Source organism: Stenotrophomonas sp., from assembly GCF_036662295.1.
Taxonomy (GTDB): Bacteria; Pseudomonadota; Gammaproteobacteria; order Xanthomonadales; family Xanthomonadaceae; genus Stenotrophomonas.
Genome location: NZ_JAVWXA010000064.1, coordinates 1 through 22,248, shown reverse-complemented (window position 1 = coordinate 22,248; position 22,248 = coordinate 1). Strand labels below are relative to the sequence as shown.

The window sequence follows — 22,248 nt, the reverse complement described above, 5'->3', positions numbered from 1 at the left end:
GCCGCGAGCGCGCCACCGAACTGCTGGGCACCATGCTCGGCGGTTACAACGTCGCGCCGCTGATCCAGCTGCTGGAAGACGCCGAAGTGGGCGCCATCGCCGCTGAAGGCCTGAAGAACACCCTGCTGGTGTTCGATGCCTTCCACGACGTGCAGGAAAAGGCCAAGGCCGGCAATGCCAACGCCCAGGGCGTGCTGCAGAGCTGGGCTGACGCGGAGTGGTTCACCAGCCGCCCCGAAGTGCCGCAGAGCCTGACCATCACCGTGCTCAAGGTGACCGGCGAAACCAACACCGACGACCTGTCGCCGGCCCCGGACGCCACCACCCGCCCGGACATCCCGCTGCACGCGCTGGCGATGCTCAAGAACAAGCGCGATGGCATCGAGCCGGAAGAAGACGGCAAGCGCGGCCCGGTGAAGTTCATCGAATCGCTGAAGGACAAGGGCCACCTGGTCGCCTACGTGGGCGACGTGGTCGGCACCGGCTCCAGCCGCAAGTCGGCCACCAACTCGGTGCTGTGGTTCACCGGCGAGGACATCCCGTTCATCCCGAACAAGCGGTTCGGTGGCGTGTGCCTGGGTTCCAAGATCGCCCCGATCTTCTACAACACCATGGAAGATGCCGGCGCGCTGCCGATCGAACTGGACGTCACCCAGATGAACATGGGCGATGTGATCGAGCTGCGCCCGTACGACGGCAAGGCGCTGAAGGACGGCGCGGTGATCGCCGAGTTCAAGGTCAAGTCCGACGTGCTGTTTGACGAAGTGCGCGCCGGTGGCCGTATTCCGCTGATCATCGGCCGCGGCCTGACCGCCAAGGCGCGCGAAGCGCTGGGCCTGGCCCCGACCGACCTGTTCCGCCTGCCGATGGACCCGCCGGACACCGGCAAGGGCTTCTCGCTGGCCCAGAAGATGGTCGGCCGTGCGTGCGGCCTGCCGGAAGGCCAGGGCATGCGCCCGGGCACCTACTGCGAACCGAAGATGACCTCGGTGGGCTCGCAGGACACCACCGGCCCGATGACCCGCGACGAGCTGAAGGACCTGGCCTGCCTGGGCTTCTCGGCCGACCTGGTGATGCAGTCGTTCTGCCACACCGCCGCCTACCCCAAGCCGGTGGACGTGAAGACCCACCACACCCTGCCGGAGTTCATCTCCACCCGTGGCGGCGTCTCGCTGCGTCCGGGCGACGGCGTGATCCACAGCTGGCTCAACCGCATGCTGCTGCCGGACACCGTCGGCACCGGCGGCGACTCGCACACCCGCTTCCCGGTGGGCATTTCGTTCCCGGCCGGCTCGGGCCTGGTGGCCTTCGCCGCCGCCACCGGCGTGATGCCGCTGGACATGCCCGAATCGGTGCTGGTGCGCTTCAAGGGCAAGATGCAGCCCGGCGTGACCCTGCGTGACCTGGTCAACGCGATCCCGCTGTATGCGATCAAGGCCGGCCTGCTGACCGTGGCCAAGGCGGGCAAGAAGAACATCTTCTCCGGCCGCATCCTGGAAATCGAAGGCCTGCCGGACCTGAAGGTGGAACAGGCCTTCGAGCTCTCCGATGCCTCGGCCGAGCGTTCGGCCGCCGGTTGCTCGGTGCACCTGGACAAGGCGCCGATCATCGAATACCTCACCAGCAACATCACCCTGCTGAAGTGGATGATTGCCGAGGGTTACCAGGACGCGCGTTCGCTGGCCCGTCGCATCGAGAAGATGGAAGCGTGGCTGGCCAACCCGGAGCTGCTGGAAGGCGACGCCGATGCCGAATACGCGGCCGTCATCGAGATCGACCTGGCCGACATCCACGAGCCGATCGTGGCGTGCCCGAACGATCCAGACGACGTGAAGACGCTGTCGGACGTGGCCGGTGCGGCCATCGACGAAGTGTTCATCGGTTCGTGCATGACCAATATCGGTCACTTCCGTGCGGCGGCCAAGCTGCTGGAAGGCAAGCGCGACATCCCGACCAAGCTGTGGGTGGCCCCGCCGACCAAGATGGATGCGTCGGAGCTGACCAAGGAAGGCCATTACGGCACCTTCGGCACCGCCGGTGCGCGCATGGAAATGCCGGGCTGCTCGCTGTGCATGGGCAACCAGGCCCAGGTGCGCGAGGGCGCCACGGTGTTCTCCACCTCCACCCGTAACTTCCCCAACCGCCTGGGCCGCAACTCCAACGTGTACCTGGGTTCGGCCGAACTGGCCGCGATCTGCTCGCGTCTGGGCCGTATCCCGACCCGCGAGGAGTACATGGCCGACGTGGGCGTGCTGGATGCCAGCAGCAAGGACATCTACCGCTACATGAACTTCGACCAGATCGAGGATTACCAGGACGTGGCCAAGACGGTCGCTGCCTGAGGGTAGGGCCGGCCGTTGGTCGGCACGGTGTTGAAAACAGGAAACCCCCGGTGAAAGCCGGGGGTTTTTATTTATCATCGGGCGTGGGCCTTGCTGCGGCGTTCTGCGTCTGGGGCCGCGCACGTCGCTGTTTCCGCAGACTGTCAGCGGCGTGATCAACGACAGGAGATCTGCATGGCAACTGGTAAATATATGGCGAACGGCGCTACCTGCATGAAAATGGGCGTTCCAATAGCGCATGGACCAGTGGCAGGCTCCTTCCCCTTCTTGCTGGTCTTCCTGGTCTCCATTTCTGCTGCGACAGGGTGCACGGCCATGCGTGATGCCAACACGTCCAACGCCGATCCATTCCGTGATCAGCAATCCACCGCAGACGCTGAAATCCAGCTCAAGCGGTGGGTCACTCCGAACATAACGGTTGTAGATGCCCTGCAGGAACTCGGATCGCGCGGCTTCTCCTGCGAGGCAACTCAACCTTCATCGCAAGGCATTGAATCGTCGATTCTCTGCCTTTATTCGACACCATCCTCTCCACCGCCGGCTCAGCGCATTACTGCCCCAGCGACCCCGATCAATTGGTTTATCACGCTGAACTCCAAAGATGGAGCCACCATCAGCGATGTCCAGGTGGCGCGCACGCCTGGAGAGATCGGAGGGTAACAAGATGCCTGACGGGCAAGCGAGGTAGCCGGTGACCACCGGCACACCCGCCGACGGGTTACTCACGCGCGGCCGCGCTCCGGATGGCCTTTATCGCCTGAAGAACGCATAGTGGCGCGCCTCGTCCATCGCACTGATTCGTTGCCTATGCCACATCCTCATTTTGCCGCTGACACCTTCCGTCCGGTCGCGCGACGCCGGACCCCGATGCTGGGCGCGATGTGTCTCGTTCTGGCGCTCTCGCCCGTGGCCACCGCCATGGCGCACGCCGGGGAGCCTGCGGCGGCGGACGCGCACCAGGTGGAAGCCTCGATCGACCTTGCGTCGAAGGACCTCAACCCCGCGCGTTATCCCGACGAGGCCTTGCGCGCTGGGCATGAGGGCGAGGCGGTGCTGCTGGTGAGGGTGGACGCACAGGGCGCGTGGATCGATGCCGTGCTGATCCGAAGCAGTGGCTACCGCGCGTTGGACCAGGCGGCGCTCGATGCGACGCGCCACTGGACTTACCGGCCGGGCATGTTGGACGGCGTAGCCCGCGCTGGCGAGGTGCGGGTGACACAGCGCTTCACCCTGGACGACTAGCGTGCCAGCCGCGCGCAACGCGGAGGCGGTGACATCACGCGCCGGCGTCAGCGATTGCGCGTGGCCGGATAGGTGGCGCCGTTGCGCTGCAACGAGAAACCATTGACCTGGCCGCGCGCGTCGCGTTGCACGAGCAGGCCCATATCCTGGGCGGTCATGAAATAGTGGTCGGGCGAGGCGCGGTAGAGCGCCATCCGCGCGCTGCCGAACAGTTCGCTCTGGAAGTACAGGTCCGCGCCGTCGGCAATGACATGGGCGGGTTTGCCCGCCAACGTATACGCGCCGGCCAGGGCCGCATTGCTGCGGGCATCGTGGGGCAGTGCCGTCTTTTCGACCACCCGGTACTCCGGCCAGTCATATTCGGTGGCGACGCTGGTGAGCAGCTCCTCGATGAGCGCCGCGCCATTGTCACTGTTGGTCATCACCACGATGCCCTGGCCGCTGCGCGTGTAGCCATACAGTTGCGAGCGGAACCCGTGGTTGCCACCACTGTGGCCAAAGCTGGTGCGGTCGCCCAGCGGCTCGACGAACAGGCCCAGGCTGTACTCGCCCAGGCCGCGGGTGAGCAGCAGGCGGGCGGTGGCAGGGCTGAGCACGGCGTCGGGTGCGCCCGCATCGGCGCGCTGCACGGCGAGCACCAGTTGGGCCAGATCGGTGGGCGTGGCCCACAGGCCGGCGGCCGCGGATTCCGGATAGACGTTCCAGCGGCCGGGCAGGGCCTGTCCGTTGCTGTCGTGGGCGGTGGCGGCCCGGGCCAGCGCGCCGGGCGGCAGCGTGGTGGCGAAGGTGCTGCCGGACATGCCCAGCGGATCGAGCACCAAGCGTTGGGCCAGCGCGGCATACGGCTGGCCGCCCACGTCGGCCATCAACTGTTCGACCACGCTGTAGCCGCCACCGGAGTAGCGCCACACCGTGCCGGGAACGGTATCCACCCGCATCGGCTCGACATTGGACGGCGGCCGGCCGTCCAGTTCCTGCAGCAGCGACGGCAGCGGCTGGCCCTGCGCATAGCCATCAAAGCCATGCACGTTGATGCCGGCACTGTGGTTGAGCAGCATGCGCAGCGTGACCGGCTGCTGCGCGGTGAAGGCGTTGTCCGGGATCTTCCAGTGGGTGAGGTCGTCGTTGGCGGGGCGGTCCAGCGCGAGCTGGCCTTGCTCGACCATGCGCAATGCGGCGACCGCGGCCACCGTCTTGCTGATCGAGGCGGCCTGGAACAACGTGGCGGGCGTGGCCGCCTGCCCGCTGTTGGCATCGGCCACGCCGTATGCGCGGGCCCACTGGACCTGCCCGTGGTCGATCAGCGCAATGCTGACGGCGGGCACGTGGTGGTAAGCCATGCGCGCCTGCAACGTCATCGCCGGGCGCGGTGCACCCTTGACCACCACGCGGGGGGACAGGCCCTGTTCGACGCGGGTGATGCGCGCCTGGAGCGCAACGGGATCATCGGTGGTGGCTGCTGCCTGCGCGGTGGACAGGGAGTACAGCAGCAGCGCCAGCCAGCCAAGGGAGAGACGAGGGATTCCGTGCTGGGTTGCCTTGTTCGGCGTGGACGCGATCCCGGTGAGGCGCTTGCGCATGATGCGGCGGTTCCTTGTGGGCGGGTCGGTGGGCAGGTGGTGGGTTTGGCGAGTGTAGCCAGTCGGGAGGGGGGGCGGTGGGTGGTGTGGCGGGGTGGGGGCGCGAGAGGGACCCGGGCGAAAGCGGGGAGTGTGGCGCGACGGAGGGGTCAGGGAAATCTGATTTTTGATCTGGTTGGGGATGGGACACGGCTGGCCTATTGATTGTTGCTGCCATTAACTGGCTCAATGCAGGATTGGGAGTTTTAATTGGTCTGCGCGAACGGGCCTTACCGTCATACGGTTGTCTAGGGAAGGACAAGGAAAATGAAACATCGCTTTTTTGGCGTTGGTATTCTGCTGGGCGCCGCACTGGCAAGCCTCATGGTGTCCGGCATCGCCGCAGCCCAGGTGCCGGAGCGCGGCTGGTACGTGGGAGCTTCTTCGAACCCGTTGCCTACCGAGCGCGCTGCTCAGTTGGAGATTGTGAGCAGCACCAGCCTGCTCACGATGTTTGGTCCGATATCCCTCGAAGTGAGTCGGCAGGTGCCCCTGCCGGACAAGACGCTTTACATTGTGGGCGTCAAGGATGCCCAGATCGAGCGGAAGGACTGGGTCTACAAGGGTCAACAGAGCTGGAACTCGCTTGATGAAATGCTCAGCTTCTACCGCGAGGGAAAGGCATCCAATGGTATTTGTCGGATGGCAATCCCGGATCCCAGTTGGACATCGCTGAAGAATTTTGGAAATGATCCCAAGAACAGCACGCTGGAGGAGTGGAGAACGGGTGTCCTGGCACGCAACCACGTATCTGGCACGGACAGGTGCATTGCAGGCCAGGAACTGGTCATTCGACGAGAACGAGTCGTTAAGTGCCCCAACACCATCATGAAGTGGGATCAGACGCGCGGGGCGTGCACCAGTATTGGCACCAGCGCGGCGGTGGTTGGCTACTACACCACCAGTACGATTCCAAAAATGTGCTATGGGCGAGGCAATCCGTGCGATCCAACGACTGGAGACAAGAATGAAACGCATGTGGACCTCGCATTGCCGTGGGTGCGCTTCGAGCGGACATTCCACTCGCTGACGAGTGCGGCAAAAGGTGGCTTCGGCAAAAACTGGTCACACTCACACAGCGAGCGACTGTTTGCCGGCCCCAATCCGTTGGCAACAGGAGACACAAGTGTTCAGGTTGGCCTTATCAGCAGTGACGGCAGCCAGCTGCCGTTCAAGGCCGTAGGCTCGCAGTACGAGGCCACTGATGGAAGTGGGGATCGTGCAGCGCTGGTGGCCAACGAATGGGTGCTGTACCGGCGTGGCGAGGTGACGCACTTCAATACGGCCGGCGTTCTCCAATTGCGGGAGTTCGAAGATGGCACCTGGCTTCAGTACGGGCATGACGCGCAGCAACGTCTGATAACGCTCACTCATTCAACGGGACGCCAAGTGCAGTTGGCTTATCAGGGCGTTGATGACGGAAGAGTTTCCACGCTGCGGATCAACGGGGCCTTGTTCGCTTCCTACGCCTATGGCCCGAACGCTCAATTGGTGTCGGTAACCTACGCAGGAGGCGGGGCGCGCACCTATCACTACGAGGACACACGATTCCCCGACTACCTTACCGGTGTCAGTGCGGAGGATGGACGGCGCTACAGCTGGTTCGCCTACGACGACAAGGGGCGCGTAACCTGTAGCCGACACGATGCAAGCTGCGATTCAAACGACGTGGGGATCGATGGTGTACGCCTGCAATACAATGCAGACGGCAATACCGTCGTGACCGACGCGCTGGGGCGTCAGACCAGCTACCGGATGTCGGTTCCTGCTGAGGGCGAGGAGGTGCAGAAGGTCACCAAGATCACGGAGGCCGACGGCGCGTTCAGCCAGACGTACTTCCCGGCCAGCAGCGACTTCCGGCGTCGTCTGCGCAATGTTACCGACAAGCGCGGCACAGTCACCAAACATGCCTACAGCCAGGGCAACGACGCAGCGGCCGGCCCGGTTGCCATACACACTATCACCGAAGCCTCCGGCACACCGTCGCAGCGCGTTTCGGTTGTGCATGCCAGTGTGGCCGCGAATCGTGTCGTCCTGGAGCGTATCGGCAACCGCGAGACGCGCACGGTGCGTAATGCGCGCTTGCAGCCGACCACCATCACTGTGCGCGACACGGCCAACAACCAGACACGCACCTCCAGCCTTGTCTACTGCGAGGCTCTAGGTGCCGATTGCCCGGAGGTCGGCCTTATTCGCACGATCGATGGTCCTCGTGCGGACGTAAGCGACGTGACGACGTTTGCGTATTACGCTGCAGATGATGCCGGCTGCACAACTGGAGCCAGTTGCGGCTATCGTCGCGGCGACCTCCGCAGTGTCACCAATGGCGTAGGGCAGAGCGTGGAAGTGCTGGCGTATGACGCCTTCGGCAGGCCGCTATCGATGAAGGACGCGAACGGCGTGATCACCGACAAGACCTATCATCCACGCGGCTGGTTGACCTCCATGACGGTGCGCGGCAGCACGAGTGCTGGTGACCGCATCACCGAGTTCAGCTATTGGCCAACCGGAAAGATTCAGCAGGTCACAGAGCCGGACGGCGGCAGCGTGACCTATCTTTACGATTCAGCACAGCGCTTGACCGATATCGCTGACAGCGCGGGGAACTCGATCCACTACACGCTGGACAGCGCGGGCAACCGGCTGAAGGAAGATACCCTCGACGATACGGGCACGCTGCGCCGCACTCTGTCGCGCATCTACAACACGCTGGGACAGCTCACCACCGCCAAGGATGCGGGAGGGCATGCTACCGGCTTCACCTACGACGCGGATGGCAATCCATCGTCGGTCACCGATGCTCTGCAGCGTGTGACCACCCAGCAGTACGACCCATTGGGTCGTCTTGTGAGGACGTTGCAGGATGTAGGCGGCATCAACGCTGAAATACGGTCCACCTACAACGCTCTGGATCAAGTGGCGCAGGTGACTGATCCAAAAGGCCTGAACACGACCTACACGTATAACGGCTTCGGCGACCTTACCGCGCAGAACAGCCCGGACAGTGGAGGCACCGCTTTCACCTTGGACGCGGCAGGCAACCGCAAGACGAGAACCGATGCCCGCGGTGTGACCGCCACCTATAGCTACGACGCCATCAACCGTCTCATCGGCATCGCGTATCCAGATCCCAATCTGGACGTTGGCTACAACTACGACATCGCACCGATTGTCTGCGATCCAGACGAGCGCTTCGGGAAGGGGCGTGTGGGGACTGTGCTGCACGCCAACGGAAGCACGGCGTACTGCTACGACCGGTTCGGCCAGGTGACGCGCAAGGTGCAGACGGTGAACGGTGTCGCTACTTCGTTGCGCTTCGCTTATAGCCATGCCGGCCGCTTGGCTGCCTTGACCTATCCGGACGGTAGCGTCGCAGACTATGTGCGCGACAACCTGGGCCGCGTCAGCGAGATCGGCGTAACCCGGCCCGGGCAGGCAAGGCAGGTAGTCATCAACCAGCTCACCCACGCCGCATTTGGCCCGGCTACTGGCTGGACCTATGGCAATGGCCGTCAACTGCAGCGCCCGCTCGACCTGGACTATCGTCCGCACGCAGTCCACGACCCGGCGGCGGGCGGCTTGTCGTTGAGCTTCGGCTACGACGAGGTCGGGGCGGTCACCCAGCTGAGTAGCGGAACGGGGGCGAGTGTCCTGGCCAAGTATGGCTATGACGCGTTGGGTCGCCTGACCCAGACCCAGGATGGGGCCACTGGCACGCCAATCGAAACCTATGCCTACGATGCCACGGGAAATCGCACTGCACTGACCACGGCCGCTGGCACTGCAAGCTATACCTACCCGGCGGACACTCATCGGTTGCTTGCGATCAATGGTGAGTCTCGGAGTCATGACGCGGCTGGTAACACGACACTGGCAGACGGCAAGGAATTCAGCTTCAGCGATGCCAACCGCATGAGCGGCATCAAACAGGCGGGGGCTGTGGTGGAGAGCTACGGCTACAACCACCTTGGCGAGCGGGTGCTGCGGATTCCGGCAGGCGGGGACCGTCAGATCACGCTGTATGACGAAGCGGGGCAGTGGATTGGCAATTACGCTGCGACGGGCGAGCCGCAACAGCAGGCTGTCTGGTTGGACAATTACCCGGTCGCGCTGCTAGGTCAGATTGGGAGTGGCGTGCCGGAGTTGACTTATGTGCAACCTGATCACCTGGGTACGCCGCGTGTAGTCATCGACCCGGTGCGGGATGTGGCAATCTGGGAGTGGAGCAGCAAGAGCGAGGTGTTTGGCAACCAAGCGCCGAATGCGGATCCGGATGGTGATGGGGTGGGCTTTGAGCTGGCGCTGCGCTTTCCGGGGCAGCAGGCGACGAATGCTAGCGGGATGTTCTACAACTACCAGCGGGACTATGATCCGGTCATTGGTAGATACTCTCAAAGCGACCCTGTTGGATTGGTTGGCGGTATTTCGTCCTATCAGTACACCTATGGACGTCCGGTTGACGTCGCCGACCCTTTGGGTTTGCGGCCTCTTAATGCCCAAGAGGGTTCATTCATTCACAGTATTTTCGGGGAATGCTTCGACGTTGATAGTATTGATCTGAGAATAACGAAGAACGAGCGCGCATCGTCTTTGGTTGGAGGAAGAGTGGATCTGCAAAGTCGATACTTCATTAATGAGGAGCTGGGCAATGGTGTTAACCTAGCGGACCTGCATGCCCGTGCAGTGTTCGCGCACGAGGTTCTTCATATTTGGCAACGGAGGCAGGGGGCGCATTTGATTGCCAAGCTCGCATTGCCTCAGGCCGGCTTGTCAATTGGAATTGGTGATCCGTATTTTTATGGATCGATCAGCTCTGCAGGTGGCGCGGCTATGTACTTCAATGATCTGTTTTCGAGAGGAAAGTACGAGGCTCAGGCTTACATGTGGGAGAAAGCGTATAGGCATTCGGATGTTGATCAGCTCTCTTCGGAAGTATGGGACGCTTTGCGTAACACTGTTGCCAGTCGTTCGCAGTGCGGATGTGGCCAATGAAACAAATTCACGCTCTCCATCTTTCATTGTTGGGAGTCTGTTGCCTCCTGGCATCCTGCCAGCCGCCAGGCGAGGGCCGAAAAGCGGTTCATGGCATGGAAAAAGGCATGGAAATCATCGTTGCTCTGGAGGCTTTCCGTTCAACAGCCGGAAGGTATCCGCGGAGCCTTCAAGAGCTTGGCGGCGGATATGAAGGTGCCGATCAAGGGTACGACTCGGTTGGTGTGATGTACCACTACTCATCCAGCGAAAAGGAGAGATTCAGCCTCTCGTTCAATTATCACGGTCCGGGCACCAATACGTGCTCCCTCGTGCCTGATGTTAGTCCGCCTGATTGGGATTGCACCGGGGCGTATTGAACGAACTTGCGATGCAGGTACAGGCTGGTCCCCGAAGAATCTGGACCTGCATCTTCCATGAGGATGGATCCAAGCACTGCTACTTCCTGCGTGATGGAAGAGTGGTGGCGATGGCGGTTGGCTTCGGCCCGTAAGTGTCGCTTGCGGCCATGGAGTCAGAATTCAACCCGCTGGAGCGACACCGCCTGCTGCGCGGTGAAGGCGTTGTCCGGCATCTGCCAGTGGGTGAGGTCGTCGTTGGCGGGGCGGTCCAGCGCGAGCTGGCCCTGTTCGGTCATGCGCAACGCGGCGACCGCAGCCACCGTCGTGCTGATCGAGGCGGCCTGGAACAACGTCGCGGGCGTGGCCGCCTGTCCGCTGGTGGCATCGGCCACGCCGTATGCGCGGGCCCACTGGACCTGCCCGTGGTCGATCAGCGCAATGCTGACGGCGGGCACGTGGTGGTAAGCCATGCGCGCCTGCAACGTCATCGCCGGGCGCGGTGCACCCTTGACCACCACGCGGGGGGACAGGCCCTGTTCGACGCGGGTGATGCGCGCCTGGAGCGCAACGGGATCATCGGTGGTGGCTGCTGCCTGCGCGGTGGACAGGGAGTACAGCAGCAGCGCCAGCCAGCCAAGGGAGAGACGAGGGATTCCGTGCTGGGTTGCCTTGTTCGGCGTGGACGCGATCCCGGTGAGGCGCTTGCGCATGATGCGGCGGTTCCTTGTGGGCGGGTCGGTGGGCAGGTGGTGGGTTTGGCGAGTGTAGCCAGTCGGGAGGGGGGGCGGTGGGTGGTGTGGCGGGGTGGGGGCGCGAGAGGGACCCGGGCGAAAGCGGGGAGTGTGGCGCGACGGAGGGGTCAGGGAAATCTGATTTTTGATCCGGTTGGGGATGGGACACGGCTGGCCTATTGATTGTTGCTGCCATTAACTGGCCCAATGCGGGATAGGGAGTTTCAATTGGCCTGCGCGAGCGGGTCTCGCCGTCATACGGTCGTCTGAGGAAGGACGGGAGGGAAAAAACACCGCATTTTTTACGTTGGTGTTTTGATGGGCGCCGCACCGGCAAGCCTATGAGCTCCCCGGCGTTCCGGGTGATCGGGTGAGGGGGATACTATGAAAAAATCCAAGGTGCAGATGATCAGGTGCATGTCTTCAGTTGCGGCCTTGATCTTGCTGATTACAGCTTGCAGCTCGTATCCAACAGTAGAGAATCCATGGCCTTCGGATTGGGTTGATGCAAGCGCGGGGATCGTGTCGCCAAGCAATTCCATCCAAGTTTCGTCAGCAAGGATTTCAACGCTGAGTCCGGATGAGGAGGCGGCGGCTGAGCAGTGGCTGCTGCAGAACTCACAGCGTGCGGCCCTTCTCTCCGAGATGCCTGGTGGGACTGCCTTGACCAGTCTGAAGGGGATGCAGCGCACTCCGGGGGAGGAGATATACCTCGTTAGAGGTGCGTCGGATGGAGGCAATGGTGTCTTCACTGGATATGTCAATGAGGCCGGAATTCTGATCCTTTACAACGTCATGGGGGAATGCGGGCTGTTTGAACGGCGCGTGCTTGCCGTCAGTCTTCGTGACAGGCCTGAACGCGTGTATGGGGGGTGCTCCGGGGCGCTGTAGCGGTTCGGACTGTTCGACATAAGTATGCTTTGCATCGTTTTTGTCAGGGCGATCATCGTCATCTCGACGGTGTTTCGTTGATCAGGCTGTTCATCGTCGCGTCGAGGACGGGGCTTTCCTGGTGAACTTTACGAAACTAGCTCAGGGTCTACTATCGTGGAAATGCTGATCTTGAGCGATTACTCAGACTCGACGCGCTACTGGAGGCTGGAGCGTCACGATGATGGCGGAGTCCGATTCGAGGTGGCTGCCTGTGAGTCAGCGCCGAAATCGGCTTGCGGGATCCTTGAGCAGTGGAAGCTCGCAGGATCGACTACGCCCCTTGCGTTTTTTTCCAGGCGGATGGATCGAGGGATGGGGGCGCCAAATTATGAAGAGAGCACGGTGCTGTTGATCGGGGATACGTTGATAGGAGATGGCGAGGCAACCCCTCGCATTTCCTTCAGGCGTTCTCTGCTCAGGTGTAGTTTTTCCGTCTGTACTGAGGATGGCTGGAGCTATCGCGCAGACTATGCGCGACCCGTCATTCGGGAGGCAGCGGTCAAGCTCTGCTTCGGCGGGACGCTTGATTACAGTCCCGTGGATTTCATTGATCTTCTGTTGGACATCGTGGAGCAGCATCGTCCTTCTTGGTTATCGGAAGGATAGGTGCCAGCGAGGGCGAGGACGTCAGAGTTTGGATCCCTGGAAGGCTCCTCGGACCCACGGTCCGCATGACTTTCAATTTTTCTGCGCGCCGTGTGAGTGTGGTCCTGGACGGAATCGCAGGGTACACGTGCGCCGTGGACGGGGATGGATTGAGGGAGATGTTGACCTTCTTTCAGCGATACAGTATTCCCATGAAGCAACTGCGGTTGTTTGATCGAGATGAATTCGCGACCTGGTTTAGACGGAGCGGTAGCTACTGTTATCGCCGCATATTCAAGTAGGATGCTCGGGAGAGGTGTGCCATGTCTACGTTGAAAGGGCGCGGTTGCAGGGCTGGGATCGTGTTTCGAGTCCTGCTGGCGGCGTCGTTGACGCAGGTGACAGCTTGCGTGCCATCGGCTGATGAGCGCTCTTCAAAGACGTGCGACGCGGTGGTGGACGAACTGCTCAAAGCCGTTGCAAATGATCGCGATTTTGCTCGATATGCTGGCGATCACCTCCACGCCAAGAAGATTGCCGTCGTATGGGGTTTTGCGCCTCTTGGCTACAAGCAGTGTGATCGTGAAGAGTCTCCCTATATCCTTGTGAAATCAATGGCAGAGTTTGACCAGAATGCTGCTTACATGGTGTTGTACAAGTTGTACTTCGATGATGACGCGGCTTTCATCGAGTTTGGATTTCCGCCGACAGGACAGAATGGAGATGCGTTCTTGAGGAAGCGTTCGGGTAGATGGGTGGTTACGCAATCCATGTTGTGGGAGATCTAGATCAGGTCTCCGAAGCCACGAAGGCCATGCGCGTGCAAGATGCACGTCGGACCGGAGATTGCTTTGATTAGAATGCTTGCGCTGGGTTTGGTCATTGCGACCGCAGGGTGTGCGGCGGACGTGCATAGGCAGGTGATCAGCGAACGTTTCGGCGTCTGCGCCGATCTGCCCTTGTCTGCGTCCGTCTCTATTGAGAGTCCTGGGCCGGATTTTGACGTGGCTACATTGCGATTGGGTAATTCCACCATTGAAGTGATGATCGGGGGGCACCCTGGATTTTCGCAAGAGATCAGGCGGCAAGGGTGGCTCGCCACAGAGAAGTTCGAGAAGTTGGGTGAGATGCGCTCAAAGGAGCGGGATCTCATGTTGCTGGGCAGGAATCGAGGGGATCCGTGGGGGCCGCTCTTCATTCGACTAGCAGCGCCTGGCTTGAGCGCGGCTGAAGAATGGTTGCGGGATGAGATACCCATTGCCGATTGCGAGCAGGTGTCTGGACGCATTCTTCCGCCGCGGCATTGAAAATGGAACTGTGCAGATGTCCATCTCAAGTCGATCGACACGACCAGGCCAACCACCACGCCATGTCCCTGTGATGAACAAACGATCGATCCCTCTGATTCTGGGTGCCTGGCTGCTTTCCATCCCGTCTCCCGTCCTTGCACAGAAGAAGAGCGTCGACTACATCGCGAAGGCATTTGCGGACGCTGGATTCCTTCCCCATGCCTACGATGAAGGTGATCTGATCCATCGGTATGGGCACGGCAGGACGGACATTGATCAGAACGGCATGATCCGGCGCACCTATCACGATGCGGCCTCTGGACTGGACGTGACACTCCTCTCGAATCCGGACGTTGCGCCCGCGTTTCGGACGGTGGATGAGATTCGCGTGTCTTGGCCAGCGACGGCAGGTGGTGCGGCAGGGTCAGTTGAGTCGCTGAAAGGCATAGCCTTGAGGGGTATACCACTCGGCGCCTCGGCGGCGGACGTGCAAAGGGTGACGAATCCATTCGCGGCGAAGGAAAGCGCGCCGGATCGCATTGGTGGAGCGGTGGTCAGCCGGACCTGCATCTTCCATGAGGATGGATCCAACAACTGCTACTTCCTGCGGGACGGAAAAGTGGTGGCGATGGCGGTTGGCTTCGGCCCATGAGTGCCGCCTGCGATCGTGGAGTCAGCTTTCAACGCGCTGGACCGACGCCCCCGCCGATCACGGGTAGCGGAACGGCCAAGCCTGGTTGCCATCATCGACGCGCTCGGCGCATACCCGCCGCCAGTTCCGAAAGTGCCGGGCGCAGCATGCGCGTGGCCGCCGGTGTGGCCTGCACTGTCTTGCCGCGGCGCAGGGTGAGGGGCGTTACCAGGACCTCGGCCAGCTCATGCACCGACTGGCCGCACCCGAACCTGACCTCGCACATGCCTGATGACGGCGCGCTGGTCGATTTCATACCGCGCATTGCGGTGAACGCCGAGCTGCAGCGCAAGCGGCTGGTCGACAACCCGATGCGCCTGTACTGGGGCCAGTGACGCCCCCGCGCCCCGGCGGAGGTTGAATCGGCCGGGGCGCGGGCGCCCGGGAAGCCGGGTCGGCGATCAGTGCGGGTCGAACGCGGCCCGTGGCAGGCCCTGGCAGTGGCGGGTGGCGGCGGCCAGGTCGATGGCCGTGCCGGCGGCGGCACTGCGCTTGAGGTTGACCGTGGCGGCCGTTTCCCACAGGCCGGGCAGGGCCGGGCCCTTGTCCAGCACCAGCGCTTCCAGCGGGCCATGCAGCGTGCTGGTGTAGTCCAGGTCGGGAACGACCACGCAGACGCGGGTGCCGGGCAGGGCGGCGGTCTGCTGCAGCACCTCCTCGAAGCGGGCGGCATTGTCGGCGCTGTCGGGCAGCACGTTGAGGGCGTCGTCGTTGCCCAGTCCCAGGCTGCGGTAGTGCACGTTGCCGGGTTCGAACAGGAACACCGCCATCTCCACGCGGGCGCGCAGTGCGGGCTGGGCGGGGGCCTGGCAACTGGTGCGCGGCTGCAGCACCGGATTGTTCTGCAGGGTGCCGTCCTGGGCCACCTTGGTGCTGGAGAGCAGGCACATGCCGCCACCGATCTTCATGAAGACCTCGTAGTCGGCACCCGGTTCGGGGATGAACTGCAGCGAGAGGTCGGCGGCGCAGCGGTAGTCGTTGGTGTTCTCGATGCGGGCATCGAAGATCAGCGGCCGGCCGCCGGCCACTTCGAACTCCTGGTAGTTGGGCTTGGAGAAGGCGACGCTCTTCATGTTGCGCACGGTGTCGGTCTCGGGCATGCCCAGCGAGACGTTGTCCGGCGCGCCGCCGAACACGCTGCCGATGGCCCGGCCCGCCGAGCGCACCACCTCGACCTTGCTGCGGTACTGCTCGCGGCAGGGCGCGTCGGTCAGCATGGTGATGCCCTGGCCGTTGGCACCGAAGATGCGGATGCGTGCCTTCGCCGCTGCGCTGTCGCCCTCGGTGGGGGTGGCGGCGGCCGCGGCGAGCCTGCGGGCGACGGCCTCTTCGTTGGCCACGTCCTGCAGCAGGTTGGGCAACTGTTTGGCGAACACCTCCGCGCAGGCTTCGGCGACCTGGCGGGAGGCCTGCTTCACCTTGGCGTAGTCGTCGGCCTTCCACTCCTGCAGCGTAGCCACCTGCGGCGGCGTGTTGCATTGCACGTTGCGGCCGGCCGGCCCGCGCAGCACGCCGGCGATCGGGAAGCCGATGTTCAGTTCGTGACGCAACTCGTAGGCGGTGGCGCCGGGGGCCAGGTCCTGATACACCAGCGTCCACTGCGTGGTGCGCGCTTCCAGCACGTGGCTCTCGCCGGGAATGGCGCCGGGATGGGCGCTGAAGTAGCTGTCCAGCCGCTCGGCGAGCAGGGCCGGCAGGGCGTCGTGGGCGGGGCTGGGCAGGCCGGGGACGAGCTCGCCCTTGAGGTCGTCCTTGGAGAAGGTGCGCGTGGTGCCATAGCCGCCGAGCGCGCGCAGGGCGAATTCGCCGACCTTCAGCGCGGTGACCTTGGCGGTGTCGCTGCGGACGACCAGGCGCAGCGTGCCCTTGTCATTTTCCAGATCGCGGGTGCCGGTGCCGGGCTTGCCGCGGATGCTGACCTGCTTGCGCCAGTCGATCGCGGTGGCCGGGGCGGCCATTGCGGTGGCGAGTGCGGCATCGGCGCTGGGGGCCTCGGGAGCGGCGGCCGCTGCAGTGGCGTCGGCGTCGGCGGCGGGCGTGGTGGCGGCCGGGAGGGACGGGGCGGGGGCCGGGTCGGCGGCGAACGCCGGGGTGGCCAGCAGCAGGCTGCACAGCAGCGTGCGGGGGAGGGTGTGATGTGAGGCTCTCACGGTGGTGCTCCTTGGATGAATCCGGGTGTGCGGTGTTGGTTGGGGTGCGGCGTGGTGAGGGATTGCCACGCATGGCGTGGCAGTACCGGGGGCCACGCGTGGCGTGGCATTGCCGGGGGCGGGCGCGGGTTAGCTGCGAGCCAGGGCCATCAGGCGTTCGGCGATGCGCTCCAGCGGCACCATTTCTTCGGCGGCGCCCAGCTTGTAGGCGGCGCCGGGCATGCCCCAGACCACGCTGGTGGCTTCGTCCTGCACCAGCGTGGGGGCGCCGGCGTTACGCAGTTCGAGCAGGCCGCGTGCGCCGTCGTCGCCCATGCCGGTGAGGATGGCGCCGATGGCGTTGCCGCCGGCACTTTCGGCCACCGAGCGGAACAGCACGTCCACCGCCGGCTTGTGGCGGTTGACGGCCGGGCCGTCATCCACGCGGCAGCGCCAGCGCGCACCGTCGCGGATGATGCGCAGGTGCTTGCCGCCGGGCGGCAGGTAGGCGTGGCCGGCCAGCACGGCTTCGCCGTCGGTGGCTTCGCGCACGGACATCGCCGAATGGCGGTCCAGGCGCTCGGCGAACGGGGTGCTGAAGGCGGCGGGCAGGTGCTGGGTCATCACCACGGCCGGGGCGTCGGCGGGCATGCCTTCCAGCACCACGCGCAGCGCTTCGGTGCCACCGGCCGAGGCGCCGATGGCGATCAGGCGGTCGGTGGTGCGGAACTGGATGCTGCGCGGCGGCGCGGCCGGTGCCACCGCGTCCAGGGTGACGCGCGGGGTGATCGGGCGGGCCAGGGTGCGCACGCGCGAGCGTGCGGCCATCTTGACCTTGGCGATGATCTCCTCGGCATAGCCCTGCAGGCCGCGGGCGACGTCGATCTTGGGCTTGGACACGAAATCCACCGCGCCCAGCGCCAGTGCCTGCAGGGTGGTGTCGGCGCCGCGCTCGGTGAGCGAGGAAATCATCACCACCGGCAGCGGATGCAGGCGCATGAGGTTTTCCAGGAACGCCAGGCCGTCCATGCGCGGCATCTCCACGTCCAGGGTGATCACGTCCGGCGCCAGTCGCTTGATCTTCTCGCGCGCCAGCAACGGGTCGGCGGCGGTGCCGACCACCTCGATGTCGCGATCGCTTGCCAGGATTTCGGTCAGCATCTGGCGGACAACGGCCGAGTCGTCGACGATGAGGACGCGGCAAGGGCCATGGTGGGTCATTCGAACAACTCCACGCCGCCGGTGACCGGGGCCTTGGACAGGCGGGCGCGCACGGCCGATTCGGTGGCCGCCACTTCGGCTTCATGGGCATGCGGCAGGCGCTGCACGACCACCCGGCCGGTATCGGCGAAGAACCACACCTTGCGCGGGTGGATGCCGCACAGGTCCTCGGCCAGCACCGGGATGTGCTCGGCCTGCAGGTACTGGCGCACGAACTCGGCGTTGCGGGTGCCCACCGGGTTGCTGGTGAAGCCCTTGAGCACGTTGGCGCCGCCAAACACCTTGGCTTCCAGGCGCTTGCGGTGGGCACCGCGCTTGAGCAGGTCGTTGATCAGCAGTTCCATGGCGTAGCTGCCGTAGCGCGCGGGGGCACCGTCGCCGACGTTGCCCTCGGGCAGCAGGAAGTGGTTCATGCCGCCGATCTTGAGCACCGGGTCGCGCAGGCACGCGGCCACGCACGAGCCCAGGGTGGTGGTCAGGGCGGTGTCATCGTCCACCACCAGGTACTGGGTGGGCAGCAGCTTGGCCGCGGTCACCTTGAAGCGGCTGTCGAAGTACCGCATCACATCGTCGTTGCGCACCGCTGCATTCATGCCGGGGCTCCGGGCGCGCGCTTGTACAGGGTGCGGCCGCACGGCTGGATGAGGTCGGCTGCGTGCAGGTAGTTTTCCGAGTGGCCGGTGTAGAGCAGGCCATCGTCGCCCATGTGCTGGATCAGTCGCGAAAGGATGCCGCGCTGGGTGGGCTTGTCGAAATAGATCATGACGTTGCGGCAGAACAGTGCATCGAACGGACCGCCGACGTCGTAGCGCGGCGCCAGCAGGTTGAGCGGGCGGAAGTCGATCAATTCGCGCAGGGCCGGATTGACCCGGCAATGGCCTTCGTTGGGGCCGCTGCCGCGCTGGAAATAGCGCTTCTTGATGGCCGGGTCCAGCCCGGACACGCGGTCGATGGCGTACACGCCGCGGCTGGCGGTGGCCAGCACCTGGGTGTCCACGTCGGTGGCCAGGATGCGCACCGGCGGCTTGAGGGTGCCGAAGGCTTCGCAGGCGGTGATGGCCATGGAATAGGGCTCTTCGCCGGTGGAAGCCGCGCACGACCACAGCTGCAGGGTGCCGTGGCCGGCGCGCGCGCGCAGTTCGGTGTCGAGCTTCTCGAAGTGGTGCGGTTCGCGGAAGAACGCGGTGAGGTTGGTGGTCAGCGCATTGGTGAAGGCCTGCCACTCATCGCCGCCGTCCTTTTCCAGCTGGTCCAGGTACTCGGTGAAGCTGCGCAGGCCGAGCGCGCGCAGGCGGCGCGAGAGGCGCCCATAGACCATGTCGCGCTTGGCCGGGGCCAGCGAGATGCCGACGCGTTGATAGATCAGGTCGCAGACGCGGCGGAAATCGCGGTCGGCGAACTCGAATTCGCGGCCGTTCTGGGAGGTGGCGGCAGGAGCGGAAGGCGTGGACACGGGCGCACTCGATGGGGGTGGGGAAGCGGCGGCACCGGGGCCGCCGCGAGGGCTCAGAACTCTTGCCAGTTGCCGTCATCGGCAGCCGGGCTGCGCTGGGTGGCGCGCGGCGCCGGTGCGATGCGGGCCACCGGGGCGGCACCGGCCCTGGCGGTGGGGCGCAGCGCGGCCGGCACGACCACCCGCGAGGTGACCGCGCTGACCGCCGCGGCCACCTGGTTGTCCAGGCGGAAGATCGCCACGGCATCGGCAAGCTGGGTGGCCTGTTCTTCCATGGCGCGCGCGGCGGCCGTGGCTTCCTCCACCAGCGCGGCGTTCTGCTGGGTGGTTTCGTCCATCTGGGTGACGGTCTGGTTGACCTGTTCGATGCCGGCGGACTGTTCCTGCGAGGCGGCTGAGATCTCGGCCATGATGTCGGTCACGCGCTGCACCGAGGCCACGATCTCGCCCATGGTGCTGCCCGCCTTGCGGACCAGGGCCGAGCCGTCGGCCACGCTGGCCACCGAGTCGTCGATCAGGCCCTTGATCTCCTTGGCGGCACCGGCCGAGCGCTGGGCCAGGGTGCGCACTTCGGAGGCGACCACGGCAAAGCCGCGGCCCTGCTCGCCGGCACGCGCCGCTTCCACGGCGGCGTTGAGCGCCAGGATGTTGGTCTGGAAGGCGATGCCATCGATGACCGAGATGATCTCGGCGATGCGACGGGAGCTGGCCTCGATCGCGCTCATGGTGGTGACCACCTGGCCGACCACTTCACCGCCCTGGCTGGCCACGCTGTGCGCGCCGATGGCCAGCTGGTTGGCCTGGCGGGCGTGTTCGGCGTTCTGGCGCACGGTAGAGGTGAGTTCCTCCATCGAGGCGGCGGTTTCTTCCAGGTTGGCGGCCTGCTGTTCGGTGCGGCGCGACAGGTCGCTGTTGCCGCTGGCGATTTCACCGGCGGCCTGGTTGATGCTGCTGGCCGAACCCTGGATCTGGCCGACGATCTGGGTGAGCTGGCTGACGGTGGCGTTGGCATCGTCGCGCATGCGGGCGAACACGCCCTGGAAGTCGCCGTGCATGCGCACGGTGAGGTCGCCTTCGGCAATGCCCGACAGCAGCAGCGAGAGCTTGCCGAGGTTGTCGTCGCTGACCTGCATCATCGCGTTGAGGTTGGCGATCATCAGGCCGAAATCGTGATCGAAACGGGCGGCATCGCCGCGCTGGCTGAAATCGCCGGCCGCGGCGGCGCCTGCCAGGCGCTTGATCTCGTGGTTGATGCTGCCGAGGTTGCGCTTGACCGTATCCACCGTGGCGGTGATCTCGGCCTTCTCGCCCGGGTAGCGGGCGATGTCGGCGTGCAGGTCGCCCACCGCATAGCGCTGCACCACCTGCAGCACGTCGACCATGGTCTGCACGTGCGCGCCGACCAGTGCGTTGGTTTCATGCACCATCAGGCCGTACTCGCCGGGGAAGGCGCTTTCGTCCATGCGGAAGGTGGTCTGGCCGGCTTCGTGCTGGCTGGCCATCTCGCGCTGGCCGCTGATGACCGCGTGCAGCTGCTGCTGCATGCGGCCCATGCTTTCCAGCAGGCGGCCCGGCTCATCCAGCGGCTGGGCGCCGATGCGGCTGTCCAGCTTGCCGGCGGCGATGCTCTCGGCCACGCGGGTGGCCTGGCGCAGCGGCAGGGTGATGCGGTTGCCGATGACCCAGCTCAGGGCCAGCACGATGAGTACCAGCGCGCCGCCGCTGGCGGCCATGATCGCGGTGAACACCAGCGCCTGCTGCTGCACGTCGTCCATGTAGACGCCGCTGCTGACGACCCACTGCCAGGGCGCGTAGAGGCCGGCGTAGGACGACTTGTCATACAGGCCTTCGGCACCGGCCTTGGCCCACTTGTAGGAAACGACGCCGCCGCCCTTGCCGGCGACCTGCACCATGTCATGGAACAGGCGCACGCCGTCTTCGGAGCGGAAGTCCTTCATGTCCTTGCCGATCAGGTCCTTGCGGAACGGATGCATCAGCACGCGGTACCGGGTGTCGTAGACGCTGTAGTAGTAGGCGTCGTTGTCCGCGCGCATGCGGGCCAGCGCTTCGAGCGCGGCGGACTGGGCGGCCGCTTCGGTGAGCTCGCCGGTCTCGGCCAGGCGGTGGTAGTGGTCCAGGATGCCGTAGGTGAGCTCGACCTGGATCTTCAGGCTGTCCTTGCGGGTATCGGTGAGGTCCAGGTACTGCATGCGCGCGGCGATCACCGCCAGCGCGATCACGCCCACCGCGATCAACGCGGTGAGCAGGTTGAGCTTGCGCCTGACGGACAGGTTGGAAAAGGACTGGTTCCAGCGGCTGAGCAGATTCATGGGCAGGGCGTCTTGGGTCGACAATCGTGTCGAGGCAATGCTGTTATCGGCCGCAGGGCGTGGCTATTGAGGTGTGGTCTCTGAGCGTATTCAGGTTGAGGTGGGGCCGGGGGTGGGGGTCAGAGCGGTGGTCGTTGGATGCGTGGCTCGCACGCGAAGGGGTAGCGCCACCCCATGGGTGGCTGGGCGCGGTGATGGGGCGTTCGCGTGGTGATGGGTTGAGGGGCAGCCACCCATGGGGTGGCTCTACCTTGGGATACGTGGGTCGCACGCGATGGGGTAGCGCGCACCCCAGGGTGGGGGCGCGGGGCGAGCGGGGGGGGGGGGGGGTGTTGGGGTGGGGGGGGCGC

The 22,248-nt window shown here is 64.4% G+C and carries 16 protein-coding genes; 8 read left to right on the top strand and 8 right to left on the bottom strand.

Features of this window, described 5'->3' with window-relative positions; translation table 11 throughout:
- The 3 genes from acnB to RSA25_RS12985 all read left to right on the top strand — a co-directional run.
- The coding region (gene acnB, locus RSA25_RS12995) for a bifunctional aconitate hydratase 2/2-methylisocitrate dehydratase (RefSeq protein WP_332809285.1) at positions 1-2,342 on the top strand (2,342 nt) is incomplete at its 5' end.
- Positions 2,343-2,516: 174 nt separating this feature from the next.
- Positions 2,517-3,002 carry a hypothetical protein gene (locus RSA25_RS12990; protein ID WP_332809284.1) on the top strand — a complete coding sequence of 162 codons (486 nt, stop codon included), beginning with the start codon at positions 2,517-2,519 and terminating at the stop codon, positions 3,000-3,002.
- A 207-nt stretch (positions 3,003-3,209) separates the two neighbouring features.
- Positions 3,210-3,584, top strand: coding sequence for an energy transducer TonB (locus RSA25_RS12985; protein ID WP_332809283.1), 375 nt, complete (start codon positions 3,210-3,212; stop codon positions 3,582-3,584).
- Positions 3,585-3,631: 47 nt separating this feature from the next.
- Here the strand turns inward: RSA25_RS12985 and RSA25_RS12980 are convergent, their stop codons facing one another.
- The gene (locus tag RSA25_RS12980; RefSeq protein WP_332809282.1) at positions 3,632-5,164 is read right to left on the bottom strand and encodes a serine hydrolase domain-containing protein; all 1,533 of its coding nucleotides are present in this window, start codon (positions 5,162-5,164) and stop codon (positions 3,632-3,634) included.
- 306 nt (positions 5,165-5,470) lie between these two features.
- On the opposite strand from RSA25_RS12980, the gene RSA25_RS12975 reads away from it, so the two are divergent.
- Together RSA25_RS12975 and RSA25_RS12970 are read left to right on the top strand one after the other, a co-directional pair.
- The gene (locus RSA25_RS12975; protein ID WP_332809281.1) at positions 5,471-10,195 is read left to right on the top strand and encodes an RHS repeat-associated core domain-containing protein; all 4,725 of its coding nucleotides are present in this window, start codon (positions 5,471-5,473) and stop codon (positions 10,193-10,195) included.
- A 107-nt stretch (positions 10,196-10,302) separates the two neighbouring features.
- Entirely contained in the window at positions 10,303-10,554 is a 252-nt protein-coding gene (locus RSA25_RS12970) for a hypothetical protein (RefSeq protein ID WP_332809280.1), read from the top strand.
- Positions 10,555-10,709: 155 nt separating this feature from the next.
- On the opposite strand, the gene RSA25_RS12965 is transcribed toward RSA25_RS12970, so the two are convergent.
- Both RSA25_RS12965 and RSA25_RS12960 read right to left on the bottom strand, forming a co-directional pair.
- Complete coding sequence (locus RSA25_RS12965; RefSeq protein ID WP_332809279.1) at positions 10,710-11,246, bottom strand: serine hydrolase domain-containing protein; 537 nt, start codon at positions 11,244-11,246, stop codon at positions 10,710-10,712.
- Positions 11,247-11,569: 323 nt separating this feature from the next.
- The gene (locus tag RSA25_RS12960; RefSeq protein WP_332809278.1) at positions 11,570-11,809 is read right to left on the bottom strand and encodes a hypothetical protein; all 240 of its coding nucleotides are present in this window, start codon (positions 11,807-11,809) and stop codon (positions 11,570-11,572) included.
- A 1,299-nt stretch (positions 11,810-13,108) separates the two neighbouring features.
- On the opposite strand from RSA25_RS12960, the gene RSA25_RS12955 reads away from it, so the two are divergent.
- From RSA25_RS12955 to RSA25_RS12945, 3 genes are all read left to right on the top strand, one after another.
- The gene (locus RSA25_RS12955; RefSeq protein ID WP_332809277.1) at positions 13,109-13,573 is read left to right on the top strand and encodes a hypothetical protein; all 465 of its coding nucleotides are present in this window, start codon (positions 13,109-13,111) and stop codon (positions 13,571-13,573) included.
- A 132-nt stretch (positions 13,574-13,705) separates the two neighbouring features.
- Positions 13,706-14,092 carry a hypothetical protein gene (locus tag RSA25_RS12950; RefSeq protein ID WP_332809276.1) on the top strand — a complete coding sequence of 129 codons (387 nt, stop codon included), beginning with the start codon at positions 13,706-13,708 and terminating at the stop codon, positions 14,090-14,092.
- A 73-nt stretch (positions 14,093-14,165) separates the two neighbouring features.
- A complete protein-coding gene (locus tag RSA25_RS12945; RefSeq protein ID WP_332809275.1) occupies positions 14,166-14,726 on the top strand; it encodes a hypothetical protein in 561 nt (186 codons plus the stop codon).
- A 440-nt stretch (positions 14,727-15,166) separates the two neighbouring features.
- Here RSA25_RS12945 and RSA25_RS12940 read toward each other — a convergent pair whose 3' ends face one another.
- The 5 genes from RSA25_RS12940 to RSA25_RS12920 all read right to left on the bottom strand — a co-directional run bounded on the left by RSA25_RS12940 (position 15,167) and on the right by RSA25_RS12920 (position 21,898).
- A complete protein-coding gene (locus tag RSA25_RS12940) occupies positions 15,167-16,915 on the bottom strand; it encodes a hypothetical protein (RefSeq protein ID WP_332809274.1) in 1,749 nt (582 codons plus the stop codon).
- 129 nt (positions 16,916-17,044) lie between these two features.
- Positions 17,045-18,115, bottom strand: coding sequence for a chemotaxis response regulator protein-glutamate methylesterase (locus RSA25_RS12935; RefSeq protein ID WP_332809273.1), 1,071 nt, complete (start codon positions 18,113-18,115; stop codon positions 17,045-17,047).
- The gene (gene cheD, locus RSA25_RS12930; protein ID WP_332809272.1) at positions 18,112-18,708 is read right to left on the bottom strand and encodes a chemoreceptor glutamine deamidase CheD; all 597 of its coding nucleotides are present in this window, start codon (positions 18,706-18,708) and stop codon (positions 18,112-18,114) included. Before cheD ends, RSA25_RS12935 begins: the two co-directional genes overlap by 4 nt.
- Positions 18,705-19,568 (bottom strand): CheR family methyltransferase, encoded by an 864-nt coding sequence (locus RSA25_RS12925; RefSeq protein ID WP_332809271.1) that lies wholly within the window; start codon positions 19,566-19,568, stop codon positions 18,705-18,707. Before RSA25_RS12925 ends, cheD begins: the two co-directional genes overlap by 4 nt.
- Before the next feature lie 53 nt (positions 19,569-19,621).
- The gene (locus RSA25_RS12920) at positions 19,622-21,898 is read right to left on the bottom strand and encodes a methyl-accepting chemotaxis protein (protein WP_332809270.1); all 2,277 of its coding nucleotides are present in this window, start codon (positions 21,896-21,898) and stop codon (positions 19,622-19,624) included.
- Between the last annotated feature and the right edge of the window lie 350 nt (positions 21,899-22,248).